The 20063-nt window shown below is 62.8% G+C and carries 24 protein-coding genes; 9 read left to right on the top strand and 15 right to left on the bottom strand.

What is annotated here, in order from left to right; translation table 11 throughout:
• Positions 1-12: 12 nt before the first annotated feature.
• Positions 13-543: a hypothetical protein gene (locus V1290_RS06980; RefSeq protein ID WP_334363696.1), complete on the bottom strand. Its 531-nt coding sequence runs from the start codon at positions 541-543 to the stop codon at positions 13-15.
• A 214-nt stretch (positions 544-757) separates the two neighbouring features.
• Between V1290_RS06980 and V1290_RS06975 the strand changes: the two genes are divergently transcribed.
• Both V1290_RS06975 and V1290_RS06970 read left to right on the top strand, forming a co-directional pair.
• A complete protein-coding gene (locus tag V1290_RS06975) occupies positions 758-2425 on the top strand; it encodes a fumarate hydratase (RefSeq protein WP_334363695.1) in 1668 nt (555 codons plus the stop codon).
• Positions 2422-3096, top strand: coding sequence for a DUF429 domain-containing protein (locus V1290_RS06970; protein WP_334363693.1), 675 nt, complete (start codon positions 2422-2424; stop codon positions 3094-3096). The genes V1290_RS06975 and V1290_RS06970 overlap by 4 nt, the downstream gene beginning before the upstream one ends.
• Positions 3097-3246: 150 nt before the next feature.
• Here the strand turns inward: V1290_RS06970 and V1290_RS06965 are convergent, their stop codons facing one another.
• From V1290_RS06965 to V1290_RS06950, 4 genes are all read right to left on the bottom strand, one after another.
• Complete coding sequence (locus tag V1290_RS06965) at positions 3247-3543, bottom strand: hypothetical protein (RefSeq protein ID WP_334363692.1); 297 nt, start codon at positions 3541-3543, stop codon at positions 3247-3249.
• Between the two features lie 126 nt (positions 3544-3669).
• The gene (locus V1290_RS06960) at positions 3670-4227 is read right to left on the bottom strand and encodes an inner membrane-spanning protein YciB (RefSeq protein ID WP_334363690.1); all 558 of its coding nucleotides are present in this window, start codon (positions 4225-4227) and stop codon (positions 3670-3672) included.
• Positions 4228-4270: 43 nt separating this feature from the next.
• Complete coding sequence (locus V1290_RS06955; protein WP_334363689.1) at positions 4271-4849, bottom strand: hypothetical protein; 579 nt, start codon at positions 4847-4849, stop codon at positions 4271-4273.
• A 286-nt stretch (positions 4850-5135) separates the two neighbouring features.
• A complete protein-coding gene (locus V1290_RS06950; RefSeq protein ID WP_334363687.1) occupies positions 5136-6539 on the bottom strand; it encodes a carotenoid oxygenase family protein in 1404 nt (467 codons plus the stop codon).
• A 110-nt stretch (positions 6540-6649) separates the two neighbouring features.
• On the opposite strand from V1290_RS06950, the gene V1290_RS06945 reads away from it, so the two are divergent.
• Entirely contained in the window at positions 6650-7384 is a 735-nt protein-coding gene (locus V1290_RS06945) for a TetR/AcrR family transcriptional regulator (protein WP_334363685.1), read from the top strand.
• A gap of 70 nt (positions 7385-7454) precedes the next feature.
• Here V1290_RS06945 and V1290_RS06940 read toward each other — a convergent pair whose 3' ends face one another.
• On the bottom strand, positions 7455-7802 hold the full coding sequence (locus V1290_RS06940) for a hypothetical protein (RefSeq protein WP_334363684.1): 348 nt from the start codon (positions 7800-7802) through the stop codon (positions 7455-7457).
• 108 nt (positions 7803-7910) lie between these two features.
• Positions 7911-8513 carry a hypothetical protein gene (locus V1290_RS06935; protein WP_334363683.1) on the bottom strand — a complete coding sequence of 201 codons (603 nt, stop codon included), beginning with the start codon at positions 8511-8513 and terminating at the stop codon, positions 7911-7913.
• A gap of 156 nt (positions 8514-8669) precedes the next feature.
• Here V1290_RS06935 and V1290_RS06930 point away from each other — a divergent pair, with 156 nt between their 5' ends.
• On the top strand, positions 8670-9377 hold the full coding sequence (locus V1290_RS06930; RefSeq protein ID WP_334363682.1) for an SET domain-containing protein: 708 nt from the start codon (positions 8670-8672) through the stop codon (positions 9375-9377).
• A gap of 79 nt (positions 9378-9456) precedes the next feature.
• On the opposite strand, the gene V1290_RS06925 is transcribed toward V1290_RS06930, so the two are convergent.
• The 3 genes from V1290_RS06925 to V1290_RS06915 are packed head-to-tail and all read right to left on the bottom strand — an operon-like array spanning position 9457 to position 10881.
• On the bottom strand, positions 9457-10098 hold the full coding sequence (locus V1290_RS06925) for a class I SAM-dependent methyltransferase (RefSeq protein WP_334363680.1): 642 nt from the start codon (positions 10096-10098) through the stop codon (positions 9457-9459).
• 35 nt (positions 10099-10133) lie between these two features.
• Positions 10134-10424, bottom strand: a complete 291-nt coding sequence (locus tag V1290_RS06920; RefSeq protein ID WP_334363679.1) for a DUF6522 family protein — start codon at positions 10422-10424, stop codon at positions 10134-10136.
• A 28-nt stretch (positions 10425-10452) separates the two neighbouring features.
• Positions 10453-10881, bottom strand: coding sequence for an RrF2 family transcriptional regulator (locus V1290_RS06915; RefSeq protein WP_334363678.1), 429 nt, complete (start codon positions 10879-10881; stop codon positions 10453-10455).
• Between the two features lie 84 nt (positions 10882-10965).
• Between V1290_RS06915 and V1290_RS06910 the strand changes: the two genes are divergently transcribed.
• Together V1290_RS06910 and V1290_RS06905 are read left to right on the top strand one after the other, a co-directional pair.
• Positions 10966-11436: a group III truncated hemoglobin gene (locus V1290_RS06910; RefSeq protein ID WP_334363677.1), complete on the top strand. Its 471-nt coding sequence runs from the start codon at positions 10966-10968 to the stop codon at positions 11434-11436.
• Positions 11436-11570 carry a hypothetical protein gene (locus V1290_RS06905; protein ID WP_334363676.1) on the top strand — a complete coding sequence of 45 codons (135 nt, stop codon included), beginning with the start codon at positions 11436-11438 and terminating at the stop codon, positions 11568-11570. The genes V1290_RS06910 and V1290_RS06905 overlap by 1 nt, the downstream gene beginning before the upstream one ends.
• Before the next feature lie 124 nt (positions 11571-11694).
• On the opposite strand, the gene V1290_RS06900 is transcribed toward V1290_RS06905, so the two are convergent.
• Together V1290_RS06900 and V1290_RS06895 are read right to left on the bottom strand one after the other, a co-directional pair.
• Complete coding sequence (locus V1290_RS06900; RefSeq protein ID WP_334363674.1) at positions 11695-12093, bottom strand: hypothetical protein; 399 nt, start codon at positions 12091-12093, stop codon at positions 11695-11697.
• A 38-nt stretch (positions 12094-12131) separates the two neighbouring features.
• Positions 12132-12353: a hypothetical protein gene (locus V1290_RS06895; protein ID WP_334363673.1), complete on the bottom strand. Its 222-nt coding sequence runs from the start codon at positions 12351-12353 to the stop codon at positions 12132-12134.
• Between the two features lie 100 nt (positions 12354-12453).
• Here V1290_RS06895 and V1290_RS06890 point away from each other — a divergent pair, with 100 nt between their 5' ends.
• From V1290_RS06890 to V1290_RS06880, 3 genes are all read left to right on the top strand, one after another.
• Positions 12454-13275 (top strand): helix-turn-helix domain-containing protein, encoded by an 822-nt coding sequence (locus tag V1290_RS06890; protein WP_334363671.1) that lies wholly within the window; start codon positions 12454-12456, stop codon positions 13273-13275.
• Between the two features lie 256 nt (positions 13276-13531).
• Positions 13532-14197, top strand: a complete 666-nt coding sequence (locus tag V1290_RS06885) for a DsbA family oxidoreductase (protein ID WP_334363670.1) — start codon at positions 13532-13534, stop codon at positions 14195-14197.
• Positions 14198-14351: 154 nt separating this feature from the next.
• Positions 14352-14990 (top strand): NIPSNAP family protein, encoded by a 639-nt coding sequence (locus V1290_RS06880; RefSeq protein ID WP_334363669.1) that lies wholly within the window; start codon positions 14352-14354, stop codon positions 14988-14990.
• A gap of 6 nt (positions 14991-14996) precedes the next feature.
• Here the strand turns inward: V1290_RS06880 and V1290_RS06875 are convergent, their stop codons facing one another.
• The 3 genes from V1290_RS06875 to V1290_RS06865 all read right to left on the bottom strand — a co-directional run bounded on the left by V1290_RS06875 (position 14997) and on the right by V1290_RS06865 (position 20032).
• Positions 14997-15941, bottom strand: coding sequence for a cupin-like domain-containing protein (locus V1290_RS06875; RefSeq protein ID WP_334363668.1), 945 nt, complete (start codon positions 15939-15941; stop codon positions 14997-14999).
• Complete coding sequence (locus tag V1290_RS06870) at positions 15942-17132, bottom strand: GNAT family N-acetyltransferase (protein ID WP_442894970.1); 1191 nt, start codon at positions 17130-17132, stop codon at positions 15942-15944.
• A 173-nt stretch (positions 17133-17305) separates the two neighbouring features.
• Positions 17306-20032, bottom strand: coding sequence for an EAL domain-containing protein (locus V1290_RS06865; protein WP_334363667.1), 2727 nt, complete (start codon positions 20030-20032; stop codon positions 17306-17308).
• Between the last annotated feature and the right edge of the window lie 31 nt (positions 20033-20063).

Here is a 20063-nt window from a genome sequence, read left to right as displayed (position 1 = left end):
ATCTTGCGAGTGTCAGAACCCGTAGAGGAAAATGCCGATGCCGAAGGCGATCACCGAGGCCACGCCGTACAGCGTTGGAATGCTGACCAGCATAGTGGCCAGTCCCAGCCGCTCGCCGCGTGCGGCAAGCGTGATAGCGCAGGCGGCCATCAGCGGAAACGCGATGATCCGGACCGGCGTCTCGAAGGCGGAGACGCCACGGAAATCCAAGCCGTGCCGCACCACCGAGGGCATGAAATTCAGCCAGGTCATGAGCACGAGCGCGCCAAGCGCGAGGATGGCGTAACGCAGCCTTCCGATGGTTGCAAACCCCAGCGCCGCCAACGCCAGCACCGGATGGCTTGCAATATACGTCTTGATGATCGCACCGCCGACGCCATGGCCAGGAACTTGCGACATGTCGCCGAACAGGACCGGCGCGTGCGAGAGCCCGTCGAAAGCTTCGATCGCGGCAATGATGATCAGAAACAGATACAGCCCAAGCAGCCGCGGGGGACGGATCGGAACGGAAGCTGCGTCGGGCACTGTGGTGGCGGAGTTCATTACCATCGCAATCGGTTGGGGAGTATCGAAAGTCTCGGGTTTGTCTGGAGATGGCTGGGAACGGTTCAATCGCCGATTGGCGGCCGAAAATTGCCCGACTTCGGCCTTGTGTGCCGGGCCAGCAAAACCTTCCTTTTGCTCGAAAAATGCTTAGAACGGGTCTACCGCCGCGGCGCCGTTCTGGCTGCCACCGGCTCCAACCCGAGATATCGACATGAACGCCCCGACCGCATTTCCCGACCAGAAACCCGTTCCGCCCTACAAGCATACGCCGCTGTTTCCGTTGGGGCCGGACACCACGCCCTATAAGAAGATCACGACCGAGGGCGTGCGGGTCGAGAAGGTGCTTGGCAAGGACATGCTGGTGGTGTCGCGCGAGGCGTTGCGGGCGCTGTCGGAGGCTGCCTTCGGCGATATCAACCACTACCTGCGGCCCGGCCACCTGAAGCAGCTCCGCTCGATCCTGGAAGACAAGGAGGCCAGCGACAACGACAAGTTCGTCGCCTTCGATTTCCTGAAGAACGCCAACATCGCCGCCGGCGGCGTGCTGCCGATGTGCCAGGATACCGGCACCGCGATCATCATGGGCAAGAAGGGCTGCAACGTCATCACCGATGGCGACGACGAGGCGGCGTTGTCGGAAGGTGCGCGTGACGCTTACTTGCGCCGTAACCTGCGCTATTCGCAGGTTGCACCCTTGTCGATGTATGAGGAAAAGAACACCGCCAACAACATGCCGGCGCAGTGCGAGATCTACGCCGAGGGTGGGTCTTCAGAAGTAAATTCGGCCTACAAGTTCATGTTCATGGCCAAGGGCGGCGGTTCCGCCAACAAGAGCTTTCTGTTTCAGGCGACGCCTTCCGTTCTGACCAAGGATCGTTTGCTGGCGTTTCTGAAGGAGAAGGTGCTCACGCTCGGCACTGCGGCGTGTCCGCCGTATCACCTCGCCATCGTCATCGGCGGCACCTCTGCCGAGCTTTGCATGAAGACAGTAAAGCTCGCGTCCGCGCGCTATCTCGATGCGCTGCCTACCCACGGCTCGGCCGACGGCAACGCGTTCCGCGATCTGGAGATGGAGCAGGAAATTCTGAAGATGACGCAGTCACTCGGCGTCGGCGCGCAGTTCGGCGGCAAGTATTTCTGCCACGACGTGCGCGTGATCCGGATGCCGCGCCACGGCGCCTCGCTCCCGATCGGGCTCGGCGTCTCCTGTTCGGCGGACCGCCAGGTGCTCGGCAAGATTACGAAAGACGGCGTCTATCTCGAAGAGCTCGAGCACAACCCGGCGCAGTATCTGCCCGCGGTCGAGCAGTCGCTCGGCGGCGAGGTCGTCAAGATCGACCTCAACCAGCCGATGAAGGAGATTTTGGCGACGCTGTCGAAATATCCGATCAAGACGCGGGTCTCGATGACCGGCACCATGATCGTCGCGCGCGATTCCGCGCACGCCAAATTGCGTGAGCGGCTGGAGAAGGGTGAGCCGCTGCCGGATTACTTCAAGAACCATCCGGTGTATTACGCCGGTCCCGCCAAGACCCCCGACGGTTACGCGTCCGGCGCGTTCGGCCCGACCACGGCGGGGCGGATGGACTCCTTCGTCGATCAGTTCCAGGCGGCGGGCGGCTCGATGGTGATGGTCGCCAAGGGCAACCGTGCGGTCGCGGTCCGCGAGGCCTGCAAGAAGCACGGCGGCTTCTATCTCGGTTCGATCGGCGGAGCCGCGGCAAATCTCGCCGAGCACTGCATCAAGAAGGTCGAGGTGGTGGAATATCCCGAACTCGGCATGGAAGCGATCTGGCGCATCGAGGTGGTGGATTTCCCGGCCTTCATCATCATCGACGACAAGGGCAACGACTTCTTCAGGGAATTGAACCTGGGGTGAGGGCGCTCGGCCTCGACGGTTTCAGCAAGGGCTGGGTCGCCGTGCTCCTTGACGGCGACCTTCGTGAGATCAGGTTCTGCCGCGACATTGCCGGTGCGCTGTCCATCGGCTTTGATCGCGCCGCGATCGACATCCCCATTGGTATGACCGATGACGGCGAGCGGACCTGCGACCTCCTTGCCCGCGAGAGGTTACGGCCGCATTCATCGCGCGTGTTCACCGGGGCGCGGCGCTGGCTATGGACTGAATTCTCCGATCCCGACCAAGCCAATCGAGATGCATTCCAGCGCGGCCAGAAGCGGGTGTCGCGCCAGCTCTGGCACCTCGGGCCGAAGATCATGGAGTCGGATGCGTTCGTGCGGGCTAATCGTTCGCACGACATTCGCGAGGCTCACCCGGAACTGGTCTTCTTGCGCCTGAACGATTGCAAGCCGTTGCCGTCGAAGAAGTCGGAAGCTGGAATCCGCCTTCGTCGTCTGCTGCTGAAGCGGGGAGGGATCAGGGCTATCGACAGGTGGCTGACTGACGAACGCTTCGGTACCGGTGCAAAATGCGACGACGTGCTTGACGCCTGTGCTGTTGCGATTGCTGCACGCGACGCCGCCGGCTGCTTTCCGGAGGGCATAGCGCCACGTGACGCTTACGGTCTGCCGATGCAGATCTGGTCGTGACCCAACCTTAGCTGCAATTCGTCACCTCGGTTCGGGCGCCGGCGTTTGCGCGATCGCCGGCCTCGTCGGCGAGGCGAGGGCGGCGATCGAAAGCAGAACGATCCTATACATGGATGACAAAGCGAGGAGGCGCTGTGGCCTCCTCATCCGTCAGGCCCGCGACCCCGTGAACGGAAAGCTGCCCATCGGGCCGATGCCCATTTCGCCGGACATCGTGTCGCCGGAAACCTTGCCAGTGAAGGCAAGCGTGAGCGGCATCGGATTGGTGATGGAGATCTTCCAGGCGACGTCGTCGCCATTGACGGTGCCGTCAAAGATTTCGCCGGAATTGCCGTCCGCTCCTTGCGTGCCCGTCAGCGCGCCGCCCGCGCTTTGCAGCGACAGCGTTGCCTTGCGCTCGCCCATCGGCGTGCTCATGGTGATATTCCAGTTTCCGTCCACGGCCATCTTTGTCTCCCCGACATTTCCACAGCAAGCCGGAATGGCCTGCGAGATCCGCTAAACTCGTGCGCGGTATAGCCTATCTCGCCACACAAGCCCAATCGTCTCAAGCACCTTTTTGACGCGTGTTTTTCAGGCTTGCTGGGCGGCGGCGCGAAGCCGGCTGCCGACCAAAATACGAAACGCGACGTATTGAATTGCGAAGGCGGCAATCTTGGCGCCGACCAGCACAACGGTCACGTAGAACGTCCACAGCTTCATGTCGCCGGTCATCGCGACACCGATCGTGCCGGCGGCGAGTGTGAAGCACAGTGCGGCCCAAGCGTAACCCGCGAAAGTGACGTATTCGGGAATGGTCTGGGTCACGATGGAGGGCATGTAGCGCAACATCCAGCCGCGCTTGAGCATGATGACGCCGATCGCGAAATGCCCGATTGCGGGTTTCGCCAACACGAAGCGCGGGTCGTGGGTCAGAAGCGTCGCGCTGCCGAGCACGATGACGAGCCCAAGGCTGGCCCATGTCATGTAACCGAGTTCTTTGCCCTCGATGCGGGAGTAGATCACCTGCGCAATTGCGCCAGCGATCGCGACGGCAGTCGCCAGCAGCACGTTGTCAGTCGTCAGGTAGATCGCGATGAATAGGATGGTGGAGAAAAAGTCGGCGCCCAGTCTGGCGAATACGTCCTTCATCGGTTTGCTCTCTGCTGATCGTGTTTCGGTTGGAAGCGTATCTTTAGTTGGCGCCGGGTAGGGCGTTCGCCGGCGGGACACCATGCTTCGCCCTGCGATATTGTGGATACCATGTCGTGAAATAGGCGGCACTGTTGCGGGCGGCGAATGCGATGGCGAGTCCGATCCAGAGTGGGAAGCCCGGCACATAGATCGTCAGCACGTTGCCGACGATCATCAGGACGAATGCGCCGGTCCAGGCCCAGGTGATGATATAGATCGCCTTGATGAAGCCGGGCAGCTTGGTCGTCTCGTTGTCGACGGCTTCCAGCGCGTATTGCAGCACGAACGGCTTGCGGATGATCAGCGATGCCAGCGAGATAGCCAGCACGCCGACATCGGTTGCCAGCTTGACGGCCGAGTTGCTCAGGTTCGGATCGATCAGCGTGACCCAAGCGCCTATCCCGGCGAAAACGACGACGCAACCCGCGCCGAGCATCTTGATCGAACGGCCGCGAGCGACGTCGATGGCAACGACAGCAAGGCAGATCGCGGCCGAAGCGAACAGGCTGACCCGGGCCGACGTCACCAGCATCAGCAGGGCGAAGGAGCCGAAGGGGGCAAGGATCAGGAAGATTGTCATGGCAGCCTCTCGGGCTAATCTTTACAGCGTAAAGATACACTAGGAGCCGGTCCGGGACTCGTCAAGCGAAATCTTTACACTGTCTAAATTCGACGACGCGACGATCTGTGATTGTCTTTGCAACGGTTTGCGGGCGCTTCAGGCGCCCAATATCGCGACCGAGAGAAACATGAGGGCACAGGCGAGCAGCAAAACGAGCGTGATCCTGATGCCGCCGACTCGGCCGACGCTTGCAACGTAGGGTGCGACAACGTCGCGCCCCGGCATCGCGGAGGCTATAGCGCGCTTAGGCCGTGCCAACCCAATTGCCGTGGATGCCGTCGGGGACACGATGTCCGAGCTTCACCAGTGCCACCGGTCCGGCGTCGACATCGGTGGCATTGAATACCGCGAGGTCGCTGCGGTTTTCGCGGGCTCGCCAGACCACCGACATCAGCCAGCCGTCACCCTCGCTGGCGTCATCGCCGCGTGGAACGAACACTGCTTCCGAGATCGTATCGCCGGCGGGCAGCAGGTACTGGCCAAGCCGCGATCCATTGCCGTCGACATGTACCAGGCCCGACAATCCGCCTGAAGTCGGCAGGTCGGGATTGGCGCAGGCGTACCATCCATGCCGGTTGGCTGAACCGACGCTTCGATCGCAGACGCGGGGGAATTCGCCGGTAATGTCGTCGAGCCAGGTTTGCGTGAAGCGATCGGTATTGCCTGCGAGATCGAAGGTCCAGCGGCACAGCCGGGCGCGCGACTTGGCGGGATTGGTGGGCGTGCCGTCGGGATGGGTGAACAGCGGCGGCTCCTCGTACTGCATGACGTCGGCAATGATGCGGTCGCCGTCCTCCCACGCGTTCATGACGTGGAAGACGTAGCAGCACTCGGCGCGAAACCAGACGATGTCCTTGGCGGAGCCGTTGCGCTTCATGACGCCGACATAGGCGCCCTTGTCCGGCTCCCAAGCATAGGGCGGCCGGCCCGTCATGGCGCGCTCGATGCTGCCGGTGAGCGGCAGGATCGGAAATAGCAGATGATTTTTGGTGACGATGAAGTCGTGCACCATGCTCGCATAGGGGGCCTCGAAGCGATCGAAGCGCGTTACTACGCCGGCGGCATTGACGGAGCCGAAGGAGAGGGCGGGGGTGAGGGGGCCTGCGGCGTTGTAGCCGAAGAACACCATCTCGCCGGTGACGGGATCGATCTTGGGATGCGCCGTGAACGGTCCGGAGATGCCTTTGCCATAATCGCAATAACCGAGCCGGTTGAGGGTGCCAGGCTCGATCTCGGTCGGCAAATGGCCTTCCTCAAGGGCCAGCAGGCGGCCGCCATGAAAGATGATGTTGGTATTGGCGACGCCGCCGTCTTGCGTAACCGAAGCAGGCGTACCCGGCAGCCTGCGGCCGAAGCCGCCGAACAGCGCACGGCCGGCGTCGTGCTCGGCCAGCCATTTCGGGGTGCGGATCCAGCGATTGCGATAGCTGGCGCGGCCGTTCTCGAGATGAAAGGCGTGCAGCATGCCGTCGCCCACGAACCAGTGGGCGCCGGGCGCGTCGAATTGTGGGTTGGGGCCGTTGCGATAAAGCGTGCCGTTAAGCTCGCGCGGTAATTCGCCGGTCACCTTGAGGTGTGCCGCGTCGCATTCCATCGGGATCGGCGCCAGATTGGTCCGGGCCATCTCGGTCGTTACCTGGTCGAGCATCGCGTTTCCTCCGGCTTTATCTTTACATCGTAAAGATATCAGTAGGAATACTGCGAGCCGCCGTCAAGCAAAATCTTTACAGTGTAAAAATTGCGGTTATAAGAAGTCGCATGGCAAGATTATCGAGAGCAACCAAAACGAACCGCCCGGCCGCGAAGCGCAGGCCCGCGAAGACTGTAGCCGAAAGGCCGGCCAGCCGGCGTCGCCGTCCGTCCGGCGAGACGCCCTATCATCACGGCGATCTGCACGACGCCTTGCTCGCCGCGGCGGAGCGGGTGCTGGAACGCGACGGGCTGTCTGGCCTGACGCTGCGGGCGGTTGCGCGCGAGGCCGGCGTGTCGCATGCGGCACCGACCCATCATTTCGGCGATCTCACCGGACTCCTGAGCGAGCTTGCCGCCATCGGATTCCGGCGCTTCAACGCGGCGATGATCGCGGCGGACAACACCGAAACGCTCCCACTCATGAAGTCGCTGGCGCGCGCCAAGGCTTATGTCGCCTATGCACAGGCGCGCCCCGGCATGTACGGGCTGATGTTCCGTACCGAGCGGCTCGACATGACACGGCCCTCGCTGCACGAGGCGGCGACCGCCTCCTTCGAAGGACTGGCCACCGCGGTGAGCCTCAGCCGCAACGAAAAACTCACCGGCGAAGCGCTGGAGGCTTTGTCGCTCGACCAGGCCGCCGCGATTGCCCGCGCGTGGTCGCTAGTGCACGGCTTCACCACGCTGCTGCTTGATGGAAGGCTCAAGGACATCCTGCACCGGCTGCCCGAGGGGACCGGCGTCGACCGGCTTCTGGATGCAATGTTGCGCTCGACAGTGCCACGACCGCCGGGGGCGTAAGACGGTGGCCGCTCTGCGGGAGTTCGCAGGCGGGATGGAGCTGCGCGGCGGGTTGCGGTTGGCGTGCCGCTCAGCAGCCCCTGCAAATCTTGGTTTGCCGCGCGAGCCTTGCGTCGGCTTCCGCGTCTTCGTTGGGCTGCCGCGTCCAGTCTTCGTATGCCGCTTTGACGCCCGATCCGGCTGACCTGTCCCTGGAAGACGCTTCGTTCAGCGGGCCCAGAATGATCTCGCGGTTGCGCGCCGTCCTCCGCTTTGGCTTGGCCACCCCGGCTTGTTCGCCATCTGCGGTCGGCGGTTCACCCAACCCGTCCCAGGCAATCGGCGCGCCCGCGGTCTGCGTCGAGCAGCCAGTTCCGGAGGCGCAGCAGCCGGAGAGGGCGATGCCGGCGATGAGGAGTGCCAAGAGTTTTATGTGCATCGCTGCCCCGGGTAATGCGGTGAAATAATAAGGTTTGACAAGGTTCAAGCACTCAAGCCCGAAGCTTTGACGTTAATGCGGCAAGAAAGCGCCGGACTGCGTCTACCATCACCGCTTTGCCAATTCCACCGCGCGGCCGCGCTCGCCAATCACCTTCACTTCGTCCTTGCCGCACTTGAAATCACGCGCAAATTCGTCCGCGGCCTGGCGCGCGAGCTCGTTGGCATTGCGGTTGGCCTGGCCGTCGATATGGGCGACGTGGCAGACCGGTCCGGGCGGCAGCCGTGTCACCGCGAGCATCGGTTTCGTGATCGGGTTGCCGGTCTTGTCCAGGACGTTGTTATCGGCGATCAGCCAGCGCTGAATGATCGCGAACGGCCTGCTGTCGACCGCCCGCCATTCGACGGTGTGGCCGGTCGAATTGAAGGGGCCGAACCAGGCCTCCGCGGCCGGCTCCTTGGCGGCGGCCTCGCGGTTTCGTCCCACCGAGACGGTTTCACGCAGATCGCCCTCGCTGATCAGTACCACCAGCCCCGATTTGCCGGGGCAGACCTGCGTCGTGCTGCCGTCGGACTCGGGCTTGCCGACCGTGTGGCAGTCCTTTGGAGCGGTCGATGTATAGCTGCTGCTGAAAGTTTGGGCGTTCGCCGGTGACATCAGACTGGACAACAGAGCTGCGGCCAATGCGATCAATTGTGGGGAACGTTTCATCCTGCCACTCATTTGCTCTGGAACCTCGAAGATCAGACATGCGCAATCTGGGGAAGGTTCACGGAAACGCCGCGAAACACCTGACATCGCCGCGGAATCGTCCTAGAAGGGCGGCTTCAATTCCTCGTTTTTCGAGCGCGCAGTTATCCAATCGTCATGCCATCCATTCCTTCAAATAAACCCTATCGCGTCGGCCGCTCCCGCACCGGACTTGGCCTTTTCGCCACCAAGCCGATCAAGAAGGGCACCAAGATTATCCGCTATTTCGGGCCGCTTCTTGATTCGAAGAAGAAAGAAGAAGACGCGATCGAGAACAAATATTTGTTCGAACTGAACGACCGCTGGACCATCGACGGCTCGGTGCGCAAGAACATCGCCCGCTATATCAACCATTCCTGCCGGCCGAACGCCGAATCCGATGTCAAGCCCCGTAAACGCAAGGTGTTCATCCGCGCCATCAAGAACATCGAGCCGGGCGAGGAGATCAACTACGATTACGGTACCGATTATTTCAAAGCCTATCTGAAGCCGATCGGCTGCAAATGCGCAGCCTGCGAGAAGAAGCGCAAGAAGAAGCGTGCCGAAGCGCGGGCGGAGAAGGCGCGGCTGAAGGCGAAGGCCGAGCGGAAGGCGCTGAAGCAGGCGGAAAAACTGGCCAAGGCCGACGCGAAGCTGAAGGATAAATTGAAGGCAGAGGCCGAGCGCACGTCGAAGAAGAAGCTCAAGCTGAACGGCCATTCGGCCAATGGCATGTCGCTGAATGGGACATCACTGAACGGCAGCAGCCGTGTCAGAGCGTCCGGCAAGAAATTGGCTGCCAGGACACAGCCGGTTTCCGCGCCGGCGCCGACCCTGCAAGCATAGCTTCGCCCTGATTGAATCGGAGCAAGGCTCTCGCCCTTTGTTTGGACGCGCTTCGTCAGGAGGGCTGGGGCTCACTTAGCTAGCGCGAAAATGAGCCCGAAGCGTCTGCCTTCACGAACGCCAAGTTTGTCCAAGTGACGCCGGCGGCGCGATTTCTCTTCTGGTGGGATTCAGAAGCCACATTCAAGACACAGCGCAAGCCGTGCGCCTGCGCGAGCGCGATAGTCTCCTCGGCGGGGATTTCAAACATCCGCCGCGCGGGCGGCACGGGCCCATGCCGGATCGTCATAGTGATAGTGCCGCCTGACCCGATCAGCGTGGCCAGATTCGGCATCGCATATTGACGCTGGGTTTGGTCGAGATGCATCCACACCGCAGTCAGCATCACGAGATCAAATGTCTCGCCGCGTGCCCGCAGGCGGACCAGATCGGGCAGGCTGTCGTCGAGCCATTCGATCAGCGGAGAGGGATGCAGCGCCATGGCGGGGATGCGCAGGGCGTCGGCAGGCTCGACGGCGATAACACGATGCCCGAAGCTTGCGAACCAGCCTGCGTCCCGTCCAGTTCCTGAACTGATATCGAGCACGCGGGCCGGGGCTTTGGGTATCAGATGCAAGACGTGGCGGTGATTTTCAGCTGCCCCGATGCTTTCGTAGCGCTGGAACAACTGTTCCGCTTCGCTGGCATATCCTTCCGTGCCGCTGACTTGCGCTGATGTCATCTGTTTCCTGCACAGCTTTCTGAGCGTGCGGCGGTTTATCCGCCGGGCTTGCGCACCGATTTCGGCAACGACGAATCGCCGAAGTCGACCGCCGACCGTTGAACGATAGTACCTGTTTCGTCGACAACCACGCGAAACCGCCGATGTGCGGACAGGAAGGTCAGTCGATGCCGGCCAAAATCGGCATCGACGCCGCGCTCGGCAAAGCTCGTGATCTTGCCCGCCCGCATCTCCTTCTGAAGGAGCGGCAGCGCAAGGCCGAGGCCTTCGGCGACGATCGCGGCATCGATCTGCACGACGCCATTTTCGAACTCGATCGGTTTCATGTTCAAGTCCTGAGCTTCGGTGCGGGCCTCACGCGGTCACCGGACTGCGTCTGGCCGGCGCGGGGTAGGCGCATTCCGCCAGCGTCGTGGCATCGAGCTCGCGCATGAAGGCCTCGCGCGCGGCGGCGAGCCTAGCCTTTAGCCGGCAGCGCGGCTTCAGCACGCAACTGCCGCCATCCTCACGAAAACATTCGACCAGCGGCGGCCCTTCCAGCGCGCGCACCACCTCGCCGATGGTGATCGAGTGGGCCGGGCGGGCCAGCATGAAGCCGCCGCCGACACCGCGCTGGGTCGAAATGAAGCCGCTATCGGCGAGGTCGCGCACCACCTTGGCCAGATGGTTGCGGGAAATGCCGAACTCGGCCGCGATTTCATTGGTGGCGAAGGAGCGGCCGGGTTCGCCCGCCAACCGCATCAGGGCGCGCAACGCAAAATCCGTGAACGACGTCAGGCGCATGGGGCCCCTCTCAAAAGATCTGCTTGCAAATCAACTATAGCCGTCTAATTAGGTATTTGAAATACCTATTTAAGGGCAGGCGAAATGGAAGCAATCGTGGCAGGGCCGGAGCGGCGCGAACGGCTCACGGGCGAAATCATGGAGCGGACGGGCATCGACGAGGCGATGATCGAGCGCCTGGTGCGCGGCTTCTACGCCAAGGTCCGCGACGACGCGGTGCTGGGGCAGATCTTCGAGGCGCGCATCAAGGATTGGGAGCCGCATCTGAAGCAGATGTGCGCATTCTGGTCGTCCGTCGCGCTGATGACCGGCCGCTATCACGGCACGCCAATGGCCAAACACCTCCCGCTGCCGGTCGATGCCGCGCATTTCGATCGCTGGCTCGCGCTGTTCGAGGCCACCGCGCGCGAGGTCTGCCCACTGGAGGCGGAAGCGCATTTCGTGGAACGGGCGCGGCGGATTGCGGCGAGCCTCGAGCTTGGTATCGCCGGCGCCAACGGCGTCATGCTCGCAAACGGCGAAAGATTTCGACGCAATCAGGCAGGAGCAGTGTGATGGCTTATCGTGCACATATCGTGACGAACAAGGAGCAGGCCGATCCGTATTCGGGCAGCAGCCTGCTGCCGATGCTGGTCATCGGGCTGGTGCTGACTTTTGCCGGAATGATTGCGGCGGTGGTATTGAGCTGACGCGCTCACGCGCGTCATTCCGGGGCGATGCGAAGCATCGAACTCTGGTGCGCAATTGCGTATCAGAGAATCTCGAGATTCCGGGTCTGGTGCTTACGCACCATCCCGGAATGACGGCTACGGCCTAACCCGCCACCGTCTCACCACTCTTCCGCAGCCCGATATACTGCAGCTCGGCAAACACGCCGGTTGCAATCGCCTGCGCCACGATGAAGACGTGACCGAGCAGGTTCGGCGACACCGTGCCCGAGAACAGCAGCGCGATGCTGCCAAGCGTCCAGGCCGCATTACCCACGATCACGATTAACACCAGCGCCTTTGCCACTGTCGACCTCGTCGCCAGCCAGCCGACCAGCGCCGTATAGGCGATCAGGAACAGGCCGGTTTCGCGCAGCAGGGCTTCCGGCAAATTGAGGAACGGCGCGAGCGTGCCGGCGCCGAGCGTTAGCGCCACGGCGGCGACGCCGCTGAAGATCGCGTCGGCGAGCAAGGCGCGGCTCAGGAAGGTGGACGGATGGATCATGACGTTCTCCTTTGCTTGGGAATGACTGGGGGGCAGAATCAGCGCTGCAGCAGCGACCGGAGCTGACGCATCAGCCGCACCGGGCAGAGCGCCTTGGCGACCCTGTTCTCGATCGTCTGCACCTGCACGAACACGAACACACCGGTGTCCTGCACCAGGGGCTCGGGCATGTTCAGGGAGCGTGCCACGAGCCAGGTGACCAGATTGCAAACCCAGGGGATCATGGCGGCGACGAAGCGGAACAGCGAAAGCATCAGCATGGGTCATCTCCTGTGCCGCCAAGATGACCCGACCTGCGACCCGTTTCGATTACCTCGGACGTAATGGAATGGATGAAATTCGCATGGTAGGTTTTCCACCATGAACGCACATGCTGCCACGGCGCGAGCCGAACGAACCCAACCCCTACACATTGGCGATCACTTGCGCGAATGGCGCCAGCGCCGCCATCTGAGCCAGCTCGATCTGGCGAGCGATGCCGAAATATCCGCGCGTCACCTCAGTTTTGTCGAAACCGGCCGCGCCGCGCCATCGCGGGAAATGGTGCTCAAGCTTGCCGAGCGATTGGAGGTCCCCTTGCGTGAACGCAACGTGCTCCTGGTCGCGGCGGGTTTTGCCCCGGCCTTTCCGAAACGCTCGCTGGATGATCCGGCGCTGAAGTCAGCCCGGCAGGCGATCGATCTGGTGCTGAAGGCGCATGAGCCCAATCCGGCGCTGGCCTATGACCGGCACTGGAATCTGGTGACGGCCAATCGCATGGTGGCGCCGTTGCTCGAAGGTTTGCCGCCGCATTTGCTCGGGCACCCCATCAACATTATGCGGCTCGCCTTTCATCCCGAGGGGCTCGCGCCGCGCACGGTCAACCTTGCCGAATGGAGCGCGCATCTCCTTGAGCGGCTGCACCGGCAATGCGAGGCGACGGCCGATCCCGAACTGCTCAAACTGTATCAGGAGCTGAAGGCCTATCGGATGCCGGCGCGCTCGGGGCCGATCTCGGCCGACAATGTCGCTATCCCGTTCAAGCTGCGCCACAATGGCGACGTGCTGAGTTTCATCTCCACCACCATGGTGTTCGGCACGCCCGTCGACATCACGTTGCAGGAGCTTGCGCTGGAAACGTTCTTTCCCGCTGATGATCTGACGGCCGATCGGATGCGGCAGATAGCGGCCGGTCTGACGTAACTTGTAGGATGGGTGGAGCGGAGCGATACCCATCAATGTCATGAACGGTGTTGATGGGTTTCGCTCTGCTCTACCCATCCTACATTGTGCGGTCGCCGGGGAGTCGCCACTAGCGACAGGGCCGTGGTCGCGCTGCCCTGCAGCATATCGGTGACCACGGCCCGCCGGTGAAGTGATACGAGACATGCAGGCCGCGCCCTTGTCTCCTTGTCCGATCGGACTACCTTCCGGGACATCAATCAGCGAGGACGTTCCGATGAGCACCTTAAAACCCCTCAAGATCGACATCGTCTCCGACGTGGTCTGCCCGTGGTGCTACATCGGCAAACGCCGGATCGAGAACGCCTTGGCGCTGGTGCCGGATGTTCCCGTCGAAGTGCGCTGGCGGCCGTTCTTCCTCAATTCCTGGGTGCCGCGCGAGGGCATCAGCCGCGACGAATATCTCACCGCAAAATTCGGTTCGGTCGAGGCCTACAAGGGCATCGCCGGTCGCGTCGTGGCGGCTGCGGGCGAGGAAGGGCTGACCTATCGGCCCGAACTCGTGAAGCGCCAGCCCAATACCATCGACTGCCACCGCCTGATCCACTGGGCTGAGGCCCAGGGCAAATCAGCCGAAATGAAGCAGCGCCTGATGGAATTGTACTTTCGCGATGGCGGCGATCTGACCGATGTCAACGTGCTGGTGCAGGCCGCGGCCGATGTCGGCCTCGACGCCGACGATGTGCGCAAGCGGCTTGCCACCGATGAGGACGTCGCGCTGATCTCCGGCCAGGCGCAGGAAGCGTCCGACAAAGGCATCTCGGGCGTTCCCACCTTCGTCTTCGCGCAGAAATATGCAGTGTCCGGCGCCCAGCCGGCCGAGCAACTCGCCCGCGCGATTCGGCAAGTTTCCAGCGAAATTAACGCGCAGGCCGCGGAGTAGCCTTGCGTGTCCCGGACGCGGTGCGGCGCACAGCGCTGCGCCGCAGAGCCGGGACCCAGGTTGCAGGGAAGTCCCCGGAGCAGCAGACCGCTTCGCGCTGCGCAGCATCCGGGGAACGCGGCGATGAAACTAGAATAGGCTTGGGGAGGCAATCATGATCTACGAACTGCGCACCTACACCTTAAGACCCGGCACGCTCGGCGACATGATCAAGGCCGCGAGTACGATATCGCGCGACATCCGCAAGGACGATTACGGCAAGCTCGAAGGCTACTGGTCGACCGAGATCGGCCCGCTCAATCAGGTTCTGCACATGTGGAGCTACAATAGTTTTGACGAGCGCGCCCGGTTGCGCGCCGAGCTTGCGAAAAACCCGCGCTGGACCGGCGAGTACGTTCCGCTGATCCGCCCGTTGTTGGTCCGCCAGGACGTTCGCGTGATGAACGCGGTGAGGCCTCCGGTGGCCCCGGCATCGACGGGCAATGTCTACGAACTGCGCAACTACCGCGCCAAGCCGGCGGGCGGCCTCAAGCAATGGCTCGATGCGTTCACCGCCGTGCTGCCGGAGCGGGAAAAATATTCAAAGATCGTCGGCCTCTGGATCACCGAAGCGGGGCAGCCGAACGAAGCCTGCCACATCTGGGCCTATCCCAGCCTGAACGCCCGCGCCGAAGCGCGCGGGAACGCGATGAAGGATCCGGCCTGGCAGGAATTTCTCGGGAAGGGTCCCGGATTTCTCGACGAGATGCACTCGACCATCATGCTGCCGGCGCCGCATTCGCCGCTGCAGTGAGGCTGGTTACACCCCCTTCAAATAATAGTTAGCGCGTTTCCCGAGCGCGATCCGCCGCAGCACGCGGCGCATCGCCATCGAGGCGCGCAGCGGCTTTATCGCGGTCGTCACGGTGCGATAGAACGCCAGCTTGAGCGCGTCGAGCAGCGGCTGTTTGCCCGGCGGCTGCTGCGGCAGGCCGATGCTGCGCAGCATCGAATTGAAGAAGTGCAGATCGTTCATCCGCCGCACCTCGCGCGTCTTCCAGGTGATCGCCATCGAGATCGAGAACGAGCCTGCGGTGCGCACCCAGTGCGGCCATTGATACGGCACATAGCAGCCATCGCCTGCGAACAGGTGGAATTCCTTGCCCAACGGCGCAAGGCTATCGTCGTATTTCAGGTTGCGATGCTTGGTCATCGAGCGCTCGATCTCGTCGTCGGAGACGATCGAACCGTCGGTATTGTCGAAGATCGTGAAGAATTTTTCGCCGTGGATGTGCACGAAGAAATTGTCTTCGCTGTCGAGATGAAATGGCGTGGTCGAGTTCGGCGAGGACACGAACAGGAAACCTTCGACCTGCTCGAAGCCGGCGTCAGCCAAGCTGTTGAAGCCGCGGGCGCGGGCGACGGACAGCAGTGTGTCCTCCAGCAACGCGCGATATTCCAGCGAATTCTCGATGCGCTTGAGCACCATCCAGGCGCCGGCGGTCTCAATGCTCTTCACGACTTCGACGGGGTCGAGGTCGACGGAGGGAATCGCATCCGGATCCTGGCTGATCGCGACCTTGCCGGAATTATACTCGATCAGGTCGCGTGGCAGCTCGGAAGCCAATTGCGCGATGCGTGGCAGCGTCAGCAGCGGATGGCCGGCGAGCTTGTGGCGGATCGCGAACGGCTTTAGCGGAAAATCGCGGCGGAGCGCGTCATGGTCGGCCGCAATGACGGGCGCTATGGCGGTGAGCGTATTCATTTAGGATTTCTCCCGGCTCTTTCTGACGAAATGGACGAGACGCCGCGCCGGCTCGCGGATTGCCGACCGCAAGGGGAGCGCGGCGCGAATCAGCGCCACTACCGGATCGTTCCGCCGCAGCGGAATCAACACGTCGCCAATCGCAAGGCGTCCGCGCCAGATCGGGTTGATCATGGGATGGTCGGGATTTGCGGTGGAATCCACCATGGCAATGGCTGGATCGGCGCAAAGATGCTGCGTCAGCTCCAGCGTCAGTTGCACGCCCGGCGAAAACTTCGCAAAGCGCTCGTCGACGCCGAGCTTGAAATAGAAGGCGCGATCCTGATGGCGCAGCACGATCGCTGCCGCCACCGGTGTTTCGCCGGCGCGCAAGATCACGATTTCGCATTGGCCGGTCTCTGCCAGCGCCGAAGTGGCGCGGCGGACGAACGCCGCATCGCCCTCGTGCTGGCCGAGGGCCGTGCCACGCTGGCCCTTCCAGCCGCTGGCCTCCAGCACCAGGAAGGTTTCGACGGCGGCAGCGATCTCGCCGGGCGTCCGCGCCACGTCGAAATGGACGGCGCCGTGCTCGGCGAGGCGATTGCGCTGGCGGCGGAGTTCTTTCAGTTTCTTTGCGCCGAGCGCGTCGCGCAGCACGGTATCGGCGTCAGCCGTGGCATCGAGGCAGGCGCGGACATGCGACTGCAGCACCAGCGGCTGCATGCCGCCGCGATGCAGCACATTGGTGAAGGCCTTCATGGCTGCGCCATCGAGCGGGGTGGCACGGAAAATCAGCGCATGCGCACCGGCACGCCTGGCCCGGCGCAGGATGCTTGTGACGGCTTCCTCCGCCATCTCACGATCGAGCAGCGGCGTGCAAAGCGTGCCATAGGGATCGGCGCTGACCAGAGCGGGCAGCGGGATCTTGTAGGCGCGCCACATCGAGATCACGGGCATAAGGCCGATCAAGGTGGATGCATCGCGCCACGCGCCGAGCGCGACGGCATTCGAGCGGTCCCGCGCCGAAGTATTCACCGCCAATTCCCATTCGGGCAAGTAATAGCCGTTCGGCTCGGCGGTGCGTTCGGTGAGCGCGCGCCATTGGGGCGCGCAGATGCCGGCAAGCGGCGTCAGCGCCTCGCCGATGGCTGGCGCATTCGCGTCCTTGCTCGATGCACGGCGCACCGTCGATGTATCGGTAATATCGGCCACTTCCCCGAATCCCCGTTCGCGATTTTTATGCCGGCGACACCTTGAGGGCGCCGGCGGCTCATCGCGTTCACGGGGCGACGCTAGTGGAAAGAGGTGGAAAATAGCGTTGCTGCGACGCTCGGATTTGAGGTGTCGCGTTAACCGATCGTTCAGCCTGATCAAACCGCTCGGCGTCACGCCACCTCGGCGGCTGCGGGAGCGGTCAGGAATTTGGCCTCAAAATCCCGAGTTGGCATCGGCTTGCCGAAGAAGTAACCCTGTCCCTCTTCGCAGCCCATCCTGACCAGGAAGTCGGCCGTGGCGCGGTCCTCGACGCCTTCGGCGATGACAGACAGGCCGAGTTGCTTGCTCAGTCCAATGGTCGAGCTAACGATCGCCGCGTCGTCGGGATTGGTCAGCAAGCCCAATACGAAAGAGCGGTCGATCTTCAGCCCGTCGAGCGGGAATTTCTTCAGATAGCTCAAACTGGCAAAGCCGGTTCCGAAATCGTCGAAGACGAGGCGAACGCCAAGCTCCTGAATCTCGAGGAACGTATTCAGCGCGCCCTGCTCGTCGTGGAGCAGGATGTCTTCGGTGACCTCGAGCTCAAGGCTGGTTGGACATAAGCCGGTGCTGGCCAGAACCTGCGCAACCGAGACCGCGAGGTCACCGGACTCCAACTGCGACGGCGAAAGGTTGACGCCGATGCGGAGCTTGTGTCCCGCGCGTTCCCAGGCGGCTCCCTGGGTGCAGGCGGTTCGGAGAACCCATTCGGCGATGCGCTCGGAAATCGGAGAGGTGTTGACGACCGGCATGAATTCGCCCGGCGAAACCAGGCCCCGCACGGGATGACGCCAGCGGATCAGGGCTTCGGCGCCGATCAATCGGCCGTCGGCCAGATGAAATTGTGGTTGGTAGAACAATTCGAATTGATTGCGCTCCGCGGCCAGCGCCAGCTCCGCTTCCAGCGTCAGGCGCGCCTCGAGTTCGCGGCGGATCGAGTCTTCGAACAGCACGTGGCCGCCGCGGTTGGTCGCCTTGGCGCGGCTCAGCGCCAGATGGGCGTTGCTGAGGAGTTCGTCCGCCGTTCGCCCATCGCCTGGGCAAACGGCGGCTCCAATGCTGACCTTGACGCGGAGGTGGCGGTTTCCGGCCAGCAGCGGCGCGTCGAAGCCGTCGCCGATCTGTTCGGCGAAGCGGCTGAGGTTTTCTCGGATGTCGCTGGTCGGAACGGCGATGGCGAATTCGTCTCCGCTCAAGCGGGCGACCAGACCCGCCGTCGGAATGGCCGCCGTCAGTCGCTGCGAAATGGCGCGAAGCACAAGATCGCCACAGGTGTGGCCGAGCATGTCGTTGATCTGCTGGAAGCCGTCGATGCCGATCACCAGCAGTGCCACCTTGTGGCCGTCCGTCTCGGCCGCGGAAATTTTGGCCTCGAGCTGGACGTGAAGCGTGTTGCGGTTGATGAGCCCCGTCAGGGTGTCGTGTTCCGCAAGATATCTGACTCTCTCGGCTTCGCGCTTGCGTACCGAGATATCGCGGAGGATCGCGCCGAATTGAAATCCGTCGGTGCCTTGCCAGCCGGAGAACGAGGCCTCGACCGGAAACACCGCGCCATTGCTGCGGCGTCCGTCGAACTCGACCACCGATCCGGCAGCCCGATGTGCCACGTTCTTGATGGAGAAGGCGGATGTGGCCAGGGCTTGGTCACGTGCGCAAATCTCGTCGAACGGCCGACCGATCATCTCTTCGGGCAGATAGCCGAAGATCGCGGTCGCGCCCGGATTCCACACCGTGATCAAATAGTTGGAGTCGGTACAGATCAGGCCGTCGCCGAGCGACATCGCCACGCGCTGAAAGCGGCTCTCGGCGACCCGGCCGAGCAGATCCCTGATGTCGATTTCGTCGAGGGCGATGGCCGCGACGTAGACGATGATGGCGGTGTGAAACAGCGACGTATCCGGAATGAGCGGGAACGCCGCCTGCAGGGCGAACGCGCCTGCCTCGAGTGTGAACGCCGTTGCGCCGAGCAGCGCGATTCGCTTGCCGGCGGTGAGGCGGCGCCACGAGAACAGCATCAGCACGGCGAGCAACGCCAGGCCGGTCGCCGTGACGACGCCCGAGGTCCATTGCAGCGCGCGGTTCTGCAGCAGCGATTCCGCAGCCAGCGTCTGCAGCACCGGGCCCGACAGGATCACACCGTTCGGCACGCTGAAGCGGTCGCCAAGTTCGAGCGCCGTGCCGCCGATGACGACCTTCTTGCCCCTGAGTTTTTGCAGTGTCGCCGGGTCACCGCTCAGAACGTCGGCAAAGGACACTTTGGTGATTCCGGCCGTTCGGATGCCGAAGTCGATCAAAAAGGGTGTGCGCTTTTCGGCGTACTGGCCGGCGAGCACGGCAGCCATCGACGGCACGAACTTGCCGTCCAGCTTCTCACCGAACGGATAACGCCGGACGAGGCCATCGGGCCCGACCTCGACATTGACGATCGCCGACCACGAATGTTCGGCGAATTGCTGCAGCGGGCGATTGATATGAAGCGTCGTCCTGTCGGTGCGGGGCTGCTGGAAGGAGGGCAGCACCACCGATCCGCCCGCGCCCTCGAGGGCTTCGGCAAAGTTTCGGTCTGACGACGCATCCGAAGGTGTCGAGAAGTCGACATCGAGTGCGATGTCCTGGACGTCCGCCTTCTGAAGCTGCCGGATCAGTTCGGCGTGGAGCAGGCGCGGCCACGGCCAGACGCCGATCCTGTCGATCGACGATGCGTCGATCGCGATCACCACGATGTCGCCGCTGACCTGTCGCGACTGCCAGGCGAACCGCAGGTCGGCCAGGGCGTTGCGAAGCGAGCTGTGCCAGCCGCCCGCCAGGACGATTGCCAGCGCAATCGTCACGAAAATATGCGGCCGATATCGTTTCACTTGATCACCATTCTGGTGTTTCGGGTTTGAC

It is taken from the genome of Bradyrhizobium sp. AZCC 1578, assembly GCF_036924675.1.
GTDB lineage: Bacteria > Pseudomonadota > Alphaproteobacteria > Rhizobiales > Xanthobacteraceae > Bradyrhizobium.
The sequence above is the reverse complement of the archived record's forward strand: the minus strand, read 5'-3'. Positions and strand labels throughout refer to the sequence as shown.